The 225-nt window shown below is 38.2% G+C and carries 1 protein-coding gene; it reads left to right on the forward strand.

The genetic code is table 11. The annotated features are described in order from the left end of the window. Positions 1 to 32: 32 nt before the first annotated feature. The coding region (locus tag HMPREF2963_RS09450) for a hypothetical protein (protein ID WP_222609652.1) at positions 33 to 225 on the forward strand (193 nt) is incomplete at its 3' end.

Here is a 225-nt window from a genome sequence, read left to right on the forward strand (position 1 = left end):
TAGAGCTGTGCTGTTTCGAATGGTTCCAAAACATGGAAATTTTTAAAAATTTCCGCTCTAAAGTTTTAGAGCTGTGCTGTTTCGAATGGTTCCAAAACAGCCAACAAATGTATTATTTATTAGTACTTGTTTTAGAGCTGTGCTGTTTCGAATGGTTCCAAAACCAATCCCAAAATCGCTTGGGCGGTTTCAAAGTTTTAGAGCTGTGCTGTTTCGAATGGTTCC

It is taken from the genome of Streptococcus sp. HMSC067A03, assembly GCF_001814295.1.
Classification (GTDB): Bacteria; Bacillota; Bacilli; order Lactobacillales; family Streptococcaceae; genus Streptococcus; species Streptococcus constellatus.